The 12,039-nt window shown below is 39.9% G+C and carries 11 protein-coding genes; 6 read left to right on the top strand and 5 right to left on the bottom strand.

Annotated features, from left to right (window positions below):
* Positions 1 to 292 precede the first annotated feature (292 nt).
* The 4 genes from rhaT (at position 293) to M1D52_RS04140 (ending at position 6,476) form a co-directional block, all read left to right on the top strand.
* Positions 293 to 1,369, top strand: coding sequence for an L-rhamnose/proton symporter RhaT (gene rhaT, locus M1D52_RS04125; RefSeq protein WP_013663828.1), 1,077 nt, complete (start codon positions 293 to 295; stop codon positions 1,367 to 1,369).
* 87 nt (positions 1,370 to 1,456) lie between these two features.
* A complete protein-coding gene (locus M1D52_RS04130; RefSeq protein ID WP_437394284.1) occupies positions 1,457 to 3,583 on the top strand; it encodes a bifunctional aldolase/short-chain dehydrogenase in 2,127 nt (708 codons plus the stop codon).
* A gap of 103 nt (positions 3,584 to 3,686) precedes the next feature.
* The gene (locus tag M1D52_RS04135; RefSeq protein WP_437394283.1) at positions 3,687 to 4,961 is read left to right on the top strand and encodes a sugar isomerase; all 1,275 of its coding nucleotides are present in this window, start codon (positions 3,687 to 3,689) and stop codon (positions 4,959 to 4,961) included.
* Positions 4,962 to 5,093: 132 nt separating this feature from the next.
* Positions 5,094 to 6,476 carry an FGGY-family carbohydrate kinase gene (locus M1D52_RS04140; protein WP_437394282.1) on the top strand — a complete coding sequence of 461 codons (1,383 nt, stop codon included), beginning with the start codon at positions 5,094 to 5,096 and terminating at the stop codon, positions 6,474 to 6,476.
* Between the two features lie 28 nt (positions 6,477 to 6,504).
* On the opposite strand, the gene M1D52_RS04145 is transcribed toward M1D52_RS04140, so the two are convergent.
* The 4 genes from M1D52_RS04145 to M1D52_RS04160 are packed head-to-tail and all read right to left on the bottom strand — an operon-like array spanning position 6,505 to position 9,686.
* Positions 6,505 to 7,815 (bottom strand): sensor histidine kinase, encoded by a 1,311-nt coding sequence (locus M1D52_RS04145; RefSeq protein WP_437394281.1) that lies wholly within the window; start codon positions 7,813 to 7,815, stop codon positions 6,505 to 6,507.
* A gap of 34 nt (positions 7,816 to 7,849) precedes the next feature.
* Positions 7,850 to 8,524 carry a response regulator transcription factor gene (locus M1D52_RS04150; RefSeq protein ID WP_377613049.1) on the bottom strand — a complete coding sequence of 225 codons (675 nt, stop codon included), beginning with the start codon at positions 8,522 to 8,524 and terminating at the stop codon, positions 7,850 to 7,852.
* A gap of 9 nt (positions 8,525 to 8,533) precedes the next feature.
* Positions 8,534 to 9,376: a hypothetical protein gene (locus M1D52_RS04155; protein WP_437394280.1), complete on the bottom strand. Its 843-nt coding sequence runs from the start codon at positions 9,374 to 9,376 to the stop codon at positions 8,534 to 8,536.
* A gap of 10 nt (positions 9,377 to 9,386) precedes the next feature.
* The gene (locus tag M1D52_RS04160; protein ID WP_437394279.1) at positions 9,387 to 9,686 is read right to left on the bottom strand and encodes a hypothetical protein; all 300 of its coding nucleotides are present in this window, start codon (positions 9,684 to 9,686) and stop codon (positions 9,387 to 9,389) included.
* 241 nt (positions 9,687 to 9,927) lie between these two features.
* Here M1D52_RS04160 and M1D52_RS04165 point away from each other — a divergent pair, with 241 nt between their 5' ends.
* On the top strand, positions 9,928 to 10,731 hold the full coding sequence (locus M1D52_RS04165; RefSeq protein ID WP_013663820.1) for a DUF4382 domain-containing protein: 804 nt from the start codon (positions 9,928 to 9,930) through the stop codon (positions 10,729 to 10,731).
* A 41-nt stretch (positions 10,732 to 10,772) separates the two neighbouring features.
* Complete coding sequence (locus M1D52_RS04170; protein ID WP_437394278.1) at positions 10,773 to 11,288, top strand: hypothetical protein; 516 nt, start codon at positions 10,773 to 10,775, stop codon at positions 11,286 to 11,288.
* A 243-nt stretch (positions 11,289 to 11,531) separates the two neighbouring features.
* Here M1D52_RS04170 and M1D52_RS04175 read toward each other — a convergent pair whose 3' ends face one another.
* The gene (locus M1D52_RS04175) at positions 11,532 to 11,750 is read right to left on the bottom strand and encodes a hypothetical protein (RefSeq protein WP_013663815.1); all 219 of its coding nucleotides are present in this window, start codon (positions 11,748 to 11,750) and stop codon (positions 11,532 to 11,534) included.
* Between the last annotated feature and the right edge of the window lie 289 nt (positions 11,751 to 12,039).

A 12,039-nucleotide genomic window follows, 5' to 3' on the forward strand; every position in this document is an offset into this window, starting at 1 on the left:
TCTTTTTAGTAATGAAGCCCCGCTTGTAGCAACCGCATTGTTCAAAAGGGCGTCACAATATAAATGAATTATTCACCATCGTTCTTTTTTCTAATGGAGCCATTAAAAATTTGTATGGTAATGCAATCTCATAATTTCTACTACAAACCTACTATAAAAATTTGCCATTTCCGTCATATAATCGACAATTAATGGAATTTTAATGTGTTTTTGGCATAACAGGGCATGACAGTTCCCTGCTATAGATGCTTTATCTTGCGCCACATGATAACCAACAAGAACCTTAGTATATATGCAGGCATTATTAGGTGTATTTTTTCATTTTATCGGTGGTTTTGCTTCAAGCAGTTTTTATATACCTTATAAAAAGGTACATGGCTGGGCTTGGGAAAGTTTTTGGATTGTCGGAGGCTTGTTTTCCTGGCTAATAGTACCACCTTTGGCCGCCTGGCTTACTATTCCAAATTTTGGTCATATTATTAGTCAGACAAGTACAGCAACTTTAGGTTACACGTATCTTTTTGGTCTTCTGTGGGGAATTGGGGGGCTAACCTATGGTTTAGGCGTACGGTACCTGGGCGTTTCTTTGGGTAGTAGCATTATGTTAGGGCTCAGTATGGTTATTGGATCTATGTTGCCATCCATTTACTATGAATTCGTTCCTCAAGAAGGGAAAGACACGATCAGTATGTTCTTTGCAAACGCTTGGGGTTTATATACATTGGGCGGCCTGCTGATTTGTATTATCGGTATTTACCTATGCGGTTTAGCAGGAGTAAGAAAGGAACGGGATCTAGGAGGGCATAGTGATGCCAGTGGAAATAAGGAATTCAATTTAAGCTTGGGTTTGATTGTTGCAATTATCTCAGGAGTATTAAGCGCTTGCTTTAATTTCGGTTTAGAAGCTGGAAAACCCATGGCGATCGTAGCCAACGATCTATGGAAGGCAGCCCATCCAGGCGAAGGGGAATTCCTGTTTCAAAATAACGTTACCTATGTTGTCGTGCTTTGGGGAGGGCTTACCACCAACTTTATCTGGTGTCTTATCTTGAATGTGCGCAACAAAAGTTTCGGGAATTATGTAGACGCAAAAACACCGCTGTTAAGAAATTATGTACTATGTGCATTGGCCGGTACCACCTGGTATCTTCAATTTTTCTTCTATGGGATGGGAGAAAGTAAACTGGGTAACGGAGCCAGCTCATGGATTTTGCATATGGCCTTTATTATCTTATTGGCAAATGTTTGGGGCGTAGTATTAAAAGAGTGGAAAGGTGTAAGTAAGAAAACCTACGCAACTATTTTGGCAGGAATACTTGTTATCATCCTGTCGGTATTGATTGTGGGGTTCGCTAAAGAGATGGGTTAATAAATGGGGTTTAAAATTGGCAAATTAATATTGGTAATAAAGTGACAATGGCCGCTAGGCCTTAAAATGCAGTAAAAACATAAGAACATGGCTGAAATAGAAAAAAGAAAATCATTTAAGCACGTTAGCTATTTATGGGATGATCAAGAAGCCGCCAAACTAGCGGGAGATGAGGTAGGCTTGTTAATTTATCGCTCTAATCTTTTAGGCGCCGATTTGCGCCTTACAAATTACGGTGGAGGGAACACCTCATGTAAAGCCATGGCAAACGATCCGTTAACAGGAGAGGAAGTGGAGGTGATGTGGGTAAAAGGCTCAGGAGGTGATTTGGGAACACTTAAAAGAAGTGGATTGGCGGCGCTTTATGTGGAGCGGTTACGCAATTTGAAAAAGGTTTACAGAGGGATTGACCATGAGGATGAAATGGTGGAACTCTTCAACCATAGTATTTACGATTTAGCGTCTAAAGCGCCCTCTATCGATACACCATTACATGGCTTTCTACCATTCAAACATATCGACCATTTACACCCCGATGCAGCCATTGCCATTGCGGCAGCAAAAGACGGTAAACGCATTACTCAGGAGTTATTTAAAGGTACGATTGGCTGGGTTGAATGGCAGCGGCCCGGTTTTGATCTTGGCTTGAAATTAAAACAATGCCTGGATGAGAACCCTGGAATCAGGGGGATTATGTTAGGTTCGCACGGTCTATTTACTTGGGGAGATACTGCGTACGAAAGCTATATCAATACGTTGGAGGTTATTGAAAGCTGCGCCGAATATCTAGAGCAGCATTATGGTAAAAAAGGGCCTATCTTTGGAGGCCAAAAAATAAGCAGTCTTCCTGCAGAACTTCGTAAAAAACAAGCCGCTGCTATTGCGCCCATACTAAGGGGGTTCTGTTCTTCTGAAAGACCTATGGTGGGCCATTTTACCGATGACGATCGTGTACTTGAATTTATAAACTCCAATGATTTAGACCGACTAGCACCCCTGGGTACAAGTTGTCCTGATCACTTTCTTCGCACCAAGATAAGTCCATTGGTTTTAGAACTGCCGGCTGACGCAGACTTAACGGATGTGGAGCAATTAAAAGTGAAGCTTAAACCTGCATTTGAAGCTTATCGCGCGATGTATGCCGATTATTATGAGACTTGTAAGCATCCCAATAGTCCTGCCATACGTGATAAAAATCCAGTTATTATTTTATTTCCGGGCGTAGGTTTATTTTCTTTTTCAAAAGATAAGCAAACGGCAAGGGTCGCTGCCGAGTTTTATATCAATGCCATTAATGTTATGAAAGGAGCAGAGGCTATATCGGAATATACCTCCTTACCTCGGCAAGAAGCTTTTAATATTGAGTATTGGCTGTTAGAGGAAGCAAAGTTGCAGCGCATGCCAAAACCAAAAGCGCTCTCGGGTAAAATTGCCCTTATTACAGGCAGTGCTGGAGGTATCGGAAAAGCAATTGCTGTTAAATTTGTTGAAGAAGGTGCTGTAGTGGTTGTAAATGATAATGACGGAGATCGGTTGGTAAAGGCTGACGAGGATTTTAAAGCTCGTTTCGGAAAAGATGCTTATATCACTGCGAAATTAGATGTAACAAGCGATACAGATATAGAAGCGGCTTATAATGCGGCAAGTTTAGCATTTGGAGGAGTTGATATTGTAGTCAATTGTGCCGGATTATCCATATCCAAACCCCTGCAAGATCATACCGACAAAGATTGGGACTTATTATATGACGTCCTTGTAAAAGGACAGTTCAAAGTAACACAACAAGGGGTAGCAGTCTTAAGGAAACAGTCAATTGGAGGAGACGTTATCAACATCGTTAGTAAAAATGCATTAGTATCCGGGCCGAATAATGCCGGATACGGCTCCGCTAAAGCTGCACAATTGCATCTGAGCAGGTTAAATGCTGCGGAACTTGGAGGTGATAAGATCCGGGTGAATGTAGTGAATCCTGATGCGGTAATCTCGGATAGCAAGATATGGGAAGGTGCATGGGCGGAGGGGCGTGCTAAAGCCTATGGAATAAAAGTGGAAGAGTTGCCTGCTTATTATGCAAAACGTACTTTACTTAATGAAATTATCCTTCCTGAAGATATTGCTAATGCTTGCTTTGTGTTTGTAGGGGGCTTACTGAATAAATCTACAGGTAATGTGTTAAACGTAGACGGCGGAGTGGCCATGGCATTTGTGCGATAAATTTGGAATATTAGCTAATTAGCCAATCGGTTAATTAGCTAATGGAAAAACTTGAATGGATTTAGTAAATTCACCTGCTAGTAGTGGCTAACTGATTAGGATTATGAATATAGAAAAGTATAAAATCGAGGAATATAACCAACAAGCAAAAGCGAAACACGTTCGCAAATTGGAAAGTTTGGTTGAAGATATAAATAACTACCATGAGGTTTTAGAGAAACTGATTGATTTTCAGATTGCCATTCCAAGTTGGGCGCTTGGATCAGGGGGAACACGCTTTGGGCGTTTTCCCGGTGGTGGTGAACCCAGAAGTTTAGAGGAGAAAATCGAGGATGTCGGATTACTACATGCCTTGAATCAATCGAGCGGTGCCATTTCTTTGCATATCCCTTGGGATGTGCCAAAAGATTATCAGTCTATAAAGACCTTAGCGGCACAGTATGGGCTTGGCTTCGATGCGATGAACTCAAATACCTTTCAAGATCAGCCTGATCAAACCTTTAGCTATAAGTTTGGATCCATGCAGCATGTAGACGCTGCCGTTCGTAAGCAGGCAGTCCAGCACAATATCGAGGTCATACAGCATGGGATCGAACTTGGGTCAAAGTCGCTCACAGTTTGGTTGTCTGATGGATCCTGCTTTCCTGGTCAACTGAATTTTAGAAAGGCTTTTCAACGAACCCTGGAGAGTCTTCAGGAAGTGTATGCGGCGTTACCGGCAGATTGGAAAATTTTTGTTGAATATAAAGCTTTTGAACCCAATTTTTATTCAACAACGGTGGGTGATTGGGGCCAGTCGTTATTATATGCCAGTAAATTAGGGCCTAAAGCATATACCTTAGTTGATCTTGGACATCATCTGCCGAATGCCAACATTGAACAGATTGTTTCTTTGTTACTCATGGAGGGTAAACTTGGGGGCTTCCATTTCAACGATTCTAAATATGGTGATGACGATTTAACGGCCGGAAGTATCAAACCCTATCAATTGTTTTTAATATTTAATGAGCTGATTGAAGGTATGGATGCCCGAAAAATGAATCATGCAACTGACTTAGGCTGGATGATCGATGCCTCGCATAATGTAAAGGATCCACTGGAAGATTTACTGCAATCTGTTGAGGCAATCATGTTGGCTTATGCACAGGCGCTTTTGGTGGACAGAAAAGCTTTATCCGCTGCACAAGAAGATAATGATGTTGCCAAAGCTCAGGAAATACTACAAGCGGCTTTTCGCACCGATGTTAGACCATTGGTAGCAGAAGCGAGGTTACGTGCAGGAGGTGCTTTAAATCCCATAGAATTGTATCGATCATTAAATGTTCGTGGAGAGCTGATCAAAGAAAGGGGCTCTAAGACAGTGGCCACTGGGTTATAAGTTATAGGTTCTAAGTAATAAGTTTTAAGTGATAGGTTTCGAGGCGTTCCGAGCTTATGATTTAAAGCGTAAAACTTAGAACCTATAACGTACAACTTAAAACGTATAACTTAAAACGTATAGCCAACAACGATGAAGATACCGGTTATTGCCATATTTGATGTAGGAAAGACTAATAAGAAATTATTTTTGTTTGATGAACATTACAGGATTGTATTCGAACGTTCCGCTCGTTTTACTGAAACGGTAGACGAAGATGGCGATCCCTGTGAAAATCTTGCCAGTCTTCGCTTATCCGTTTTTGACTCCTTACATGAAGTATTCAGAAAGGATGAATTCGAGATTAAGGCTATCAATTTCTCAACCTATGGGGCAAGCTTCGTATATATTGATGAGAGTGGTAAACCCTTAACGCCGCTATATAACTATTTAAAGGATTATCCCCAAACCTTAAAAGATCAGTTTTACAAGCAATATGGTGGCGAGGAGAATTTCGCCTTACGGACCGCTTCGCCGGTATTGGGAAGCTTAAACTCCGGTATGCAATTGTATCGATTAAAGCATGAAAAGCCGAGCGTCTTTAAGCAAGTATATAAAGCCCTGCATTTGCCCCAATATATGAGTTTCCTAATATCGGGTAAGGTTTACAGCGATATGACAAGTATTGGTTGTCACACCAATTTATGGGATTTTCAGAAGAGCGGATACCACGAATGGGTAGAACAGGAAGGAATTTTAGACAAATTGGCGCCCATTGTACCTGCTGATTCAGTCTTTCAGGCCTCCTTTCCGGGTAATAACTATGCTGTTGGTGCGGGCTTTCACGACAGCTCAGCCGCGCTAATTCCTTATTTAGTAAGTTTCACTAAACCCTTTGTGCTCCTTTCTACGGGTACTTGGTGTATCAGTTTAAACCCTTTTAACGAAGAGCCGCTAACAAGTGAGGATTTAAAAGCTGATTGCTTATCCTATATCCACTACCAGGGAAAACCGGTTAAAGCTTCCCGTTTATTTGCCGGATATGAACATGAACAGCAAACCAAGCGAATTGCTGCCCATTTCAACGTGTCTACCGCCAAATTTAAAAACATTGCTTTTGATACGCATTTAGCCAATAAATTGCAAGAACAGACGGATCAATCGGTAGGGATGAGTCCTCAAGAAAGCTTGGCTATTTTCGGTAAACGAGATTTAGGAAAGTTTAGAACCGAAACAGAGGCTTACCATCAGCTGATGATCGATTTGGTGAACGCTCAAAAGATATCAACTACATTGGCTATAGGTGCATCTACCGTGAAAAGACTCTTTGTTGATGGCGGTTTTGGAAAGAATGTTATTTACATGAATCTGCTTGCTGAAGCATTCCCGCAAGTGGAGGTATTCGCAGCTTCTATGGCACAGGCAACAGCGGTCGGTACAGCTTTAGCTATCCATCAATCATGGAATAGCCTCCCTTTTCCGAACGACATCATTGAGTTGAAATATTATGCCCCGGTAAAAAAAGTAGCCTCTTAGCACAAAGATTAACATGTTGTCTTAGGTGTTAAATAGGAAACAGCAGTTTAAAGACAGTTCCTTGATCAGTATCGGATTCAACACTAAGGGCTATATGGTGATAATTGCAAATACTTTTTACAATGGTAAGCCCCAGCCCGTAGCCGCTGTTTTCGCCATCGGTCGACTTTTTGAATCGATCGAAAATAAACGGAATTTGTGCTTCCGGAATGCCAACACCTGTATCTCGAATGCTGATTTCATAACCGGGGATTAAAATACGATCGCTGATATATATACGGCCGTGCGCTCGATTAAATTTGATGGCATTATTGATTAGATTATAAAACAGATGGAAGAGTAGATCTCTGTTCACGTTTGCTAAATTTTGATTGATGGTTAGGTTTACTTTGGTTTCAATTTGCTTTTCTTCCAGTTTTATTGCCAATTCCTCTAAGATTTCTCGAACCAATTCCAAAGGATAGACTAAGTCTTTTCTCCCAAATTGTGCATTGTCGATTCTTGAGATTAACAATAAAGAACTCGATATTTTTTTTAATCGAGTTAAGGTTTTCATCATTTCAACGATGTGTTGTGCGAACGGTTCTTCAAGCCCTTCTTCTGTTAGTAAATTTTCCATTTTGCTCTGGAGAACGCTGATGGGAGTCATCAGTTCGTGAGAAGCATTTGCTGTAAATTCCTTTTCTTTTTCAAAGGCTTCGTTTACTTGTTTCATTAAGAGTAACAACGATTCATCTAAGTATCTGAAGTCATAAGTACTTGTTTTTATTGAGATTTGTTGGCCTTTAAATGGAAATTTACGATTGAGTAACCGGGTCTTTATAATTTTATTTAGTGGCCGAATCAATAAACGCAAGAAGCTTAAATCGATAATTAGGGTGAAGGCGATTAGTACGATCAGCGTATATAAGGTGAAGCGTTGGAGCGGTTTGTTATATTGGTTTATGCTATTTACTGTTTTCCCTATTTCTAACAAGTAGGTTTGTCCTTTATCTTGGAAAGTATAGCTCAAGATACGGTAATTTAACGTGTCATGCTCTACAATGCGTTGAGACTCTTTTATATTGTCGATGTGCAGGTCGGCAGGCGCAGGTTCGATGGCAATGTACTCTTCTTTTAACATCGTATAGCTTCCATATTCTTTATCGCCTTGCAGATAGTAACCCAAGCCATTCTGTTCCAAGTCCGCCAATACTTTGGTCTTTTGCTGGCCCAAAATGTAGTTCGTGTATTCAGAAGCGATCTGATCAACCAGCATAGGTAAAAGCAGTATAAAGATGATTACGATAATCAATTTTGAACTACTTATAAATAGTAAAAGCTTGGTAGATAGTTTCATCGTAAAGACCCTATTATATAGCCATTAAAGTAATCTATCCTTTGATTCGGTATCCGACACCGCGTACCGTTTCAAGCCATTCGGTACTTGCCCATAGACCGAGTTTTTTTCTAATATTCTTGATATGAGCATCAATGTAGTTTGAGTCATTATCATCTATAGCATAAGAACCCCAAATGTGCTCACTTAATTGCATTCGCGTTAAAACCCTATTCTTATTCAACAGCAAATAGCTTAGCAAATCAAACTCTTTCCGGGAAAGGTCAATCGGGTTACTATCAAATAGAACCAAGCGTTTCGGTAAATCAATACTGAAATCACCTAAGCGTATGAGTTCGTCCTGCAATTTGAATTTCCTTCGTGCAATAGCCTGCATACGCGATTGTAATTCCAAAAGATAAAAAGGTTTTGAAAGGTAGTCATCCGCACCTAGATCCAATCCTATGATCCGATCGTCCAAATTACCTCTTGCTGTCAATATTATATAAGCGGCCTCCTCATTATGTTTTTTTGCTTTCCGTAAAATATCCAGTCCATCCCCGTCCGGTAAACCTAAATCAATCAATATGAAATCATATTGATTCAAGGCGATCTTTTCAGCCCCTTCCTGATAGGTATGAGCTAAATCGCAAATATAAAAGGCTTTCTTTAAGAAATCAGCCATCTCATAGGCTAAGGTTTTTTCATCTTCTACAATGAGTACTTTCATAGTGCGGCTTTAAAATTGATAATAAAAGGCCAATCCAAAAAAAGATTGTGCACGTTTTATTGCTTCATCTGAAGGGACCAAAAGCGATAATTGATAGCTTAATTCTATTAAATAACTACTACGACTATAACTTAAAGGCAGTTTAGCGTTGTATGTAAGCAAAGAAAAGGATTTAGATGGAATATATTCGGTCACCCCTCCTGAATTTCCCGGGTTTGTTGGCGGCTTCCCATTTCCTTTATCCTGCCCACGTTGGTTCTTAGCTCGTACATAGGTCTCATAGTAATTTCTCGTTCCTGCTACCAATTCTATTGAAGGTTCTATGCTAATCAGATCTTTATCATCAAATAGGTTGCCCAGACTCAAATCCTTGGAGTTGGAAAGCGTTAAAAAAATGTCTTGTTCATCTCCAAAAGCATAATCGACATCCAAGGCACTCTTAAACCAAGGCCAGTGATAACTTAACGAACCATTGAGGTTATTCGTGAGCGATGCTTGAAGCAAAGGGGAATTGGTGGGATAAAACGATCGTGTATAAGCTAAACCGCTCGATATCTTTTCGTTGAAATTGTAATCGTAACCTATGCCTAGATCGGTTCCTGAAATTCCGGATCCGTAATTTAAAAATTTGTATGAACTGGCAGAAAAATATAAGCCAAAGGGTAAACGAACTGTTGCATTTAGTAAGACATAAGGCAGCTTCTCATCCGTAACTTGCCCATAATAATTAATATTGCTGTTATAAAGTGCTGCAAAAGTATAGCTTGCGCTTGCTAAACTATCGTTGATTTGCCTAGCTTGCAAGTGCGAAAAAATTAAACAAGTGAATACAATCGAAATAGCTGATTTCATCTGATGCTAATCATTTAATGCTTCTTATTTTTGGTCGAATCACTTTTGGTTTAACTTTTATATTCGGTTTTACTTTAACAGGTGCGTTTTGTTTCTTCGCTTTTGGTACTTGCTTTACCTCCACTTGCTGTTTAGTTTTTTCCGGTTTCTTATTCTTTCCTTTATCGTCCTGTTGTCTATTAGATGCAATGGAGTACTCATCATTTACCGAATTTGTAACTTCAGGTAATGTGGGTACTGTAAATGCATGGCAAATAGAGGTGTTTAAAAAGAACAAAAATACGGTATGCAAGTGATAGTGCCTCAACATGAGCTTATGATTTTGATATTCAGAACCCATTTCGGGTCCTATTAACAAAGATCTGTTCTTTGTATGAAAAATAAATGAAATGTCGAAATAAAAAAGATTTAAAATTTCATGTTGTTTTCATCTTGTCTCCTCAATTTTGGATCAACATCTATTTATGGGAAACATGTTTAAGCAATAGGGTGTGCATGTTAAACGGATGAAACAAGCGCACACACCGAAGGAAACATAAAAAACAGATCGTATGAAAACGAAAAACGTTTATTTAGCATTAGGAATAGCAATTATAGGACTTTTAGCCTTTGCCGGCTGCGATAAAAACGATGATAGTGCCGGGGGCGGAACAACTAGGGTAGAGGTACGTATGACAGATGCTCCAGGTAACTTTGATGCAATCAATTTACATGTCAAAGAAATTGTATTAAAGTCGGACGAACGATCCTATACTTTTGCCGCTGAAACGGGTTTGTTTAATATTCTCGATTACAGAATCGGAACCGCCAATCCTGATATTTTGGTGGCTTCAGGTGAAATGCCCAGTGGCGACATTACTGAAATCAGGTTGGTGCTTGATGACGGAAATACGATAGTTGTAGATGGAACGGAATATGCATTAACAACACCAAGCGGCCAATCTTCCGGTTGGAAAGTAAAATTGACAGAAAACCCTGTCTTGGTGCCGGGAGTGACTTATACACTTTTATTAGACTTCGACGCGGCTAAGTCCATTGTGCAAACGGGAAATGGAAAATATCTACTAAAGCCTGTTGTTAGGGGAGTGACGGCGGCTACCTCTGGACTTATATCCGGTTCCGTATCACCGATAGAAAGTTATCCCGAAGTACTTGCTATTCAAGGTACCGATACCGTGGGAACCGTTGCCGATCCATCAACTGGCGCATTTACAATCGGAGGTTTAGCTGCGGGAACTTATTCACTGAAAATTGTTCCGCAGGATACTCTTGCCTTTCCTGATAGCACGATTGCTAATGTATCTGTTTCACTTGGTCAAAATACCAACATGGGTGTTATCAACTTAGAAAATTGATAAACGCGGAGCAGGCAACCGACAACTAAAAAAAAACAAACATGAAAAAGCTATTATTACTTGTCACTTTAGTGACAATAGGGTTTATACCAATAAAGTCCGCAGCACAGGTGCAAGTAAGCATCAATATAGGATCACAGCCTCTCTGGGGCCCCGTAGGATATGATTATGTCGATTATTATTACTTGCCGGAAATTGAGAGCTATTATTACGTGCCATCCAGACAGTTTATTTATCTAAGCAATGGATCCTGGGTTTTCAGTTTAAATCTACCTCCACGATATAGAGGATATGATCTATACACGGGATATAAGGTAGTGATGAACCAGCCCCGACCTTATATGTATTTTAATAACCATAAGGTTAAATATGCTAAATATAAATCGAATCATTCGCAAGGAGTGATTGCACGGAGTAATAATCCTAAATACTATGTTGTAAAAGGACACCCAAAATACATGAAAGCCGGAAATGGGGGCAAGGGGAAAGGGAACAATCTTATTAAAAAAGGTGGCGGCCAGCACAAGGGACATGGCGGTCACGGACATAGTAAATAAAAGTCCCTATTCTAGCTTTGTGCCATTGCACCTGGCCTAATTTTGGCCGGGTGCATATGGTTTTGCTGACTTGGACCCCGTTGCTTTTTTGACCTGGCCCGGAGGCACTTTTCCACTTCTGCCTGCGGTTCTTGTGGTATAACAGGAACTAAATAAAAGTATGCTAGACAATGTGAGTAAGAAGTAAATCTTTTTCATGGCGTTATTTTTAGCACTTCTATCGAATATAGTGCCAAAAATAAGTTAACTCAAAATCCCCGCGCTTATATATTCCTGCTCTCTAACATCCGGGATGTTATTGCTGATCAACCAACTCTTGAATAGGTTTTCATCCGGGGCAATGTAATGTACAATGCTGCCATCCGTTAGAAGCAAAGTGAAAAGTTCTAAATTACTTATATATCTTTTTATTTTATAGGCTGGATATTCAAATCCGTCCAAATTGGTAAAGGAAGTTTCCATAAGCCAGCGATCATTTAATTTTAATTATAGCCTCTAAATTATTGGTTTTGTTTTGTAAATAGCTGATAAATAAAAAGTTGGTCAATTAACGCGAAAGTGTGTGTATAGCTGTTAAGAGCTTTCCTAGCTTTCAAGAAAATCTGAGTTATTGGGTGACCTTTTTTTACCACAGTTTGCGCAGAATTGTATTTTTTGGCTAAAAAGTGTCCATTGATCGTAGCCCTTCACCAAATGATAGGCGTACCCCGCCTAATCAAAAACCAATCATTTTGTTTAGTGATTTACTTGA

The organism is Olivibacter sp. SA151, from assembly GCF_054130995.1.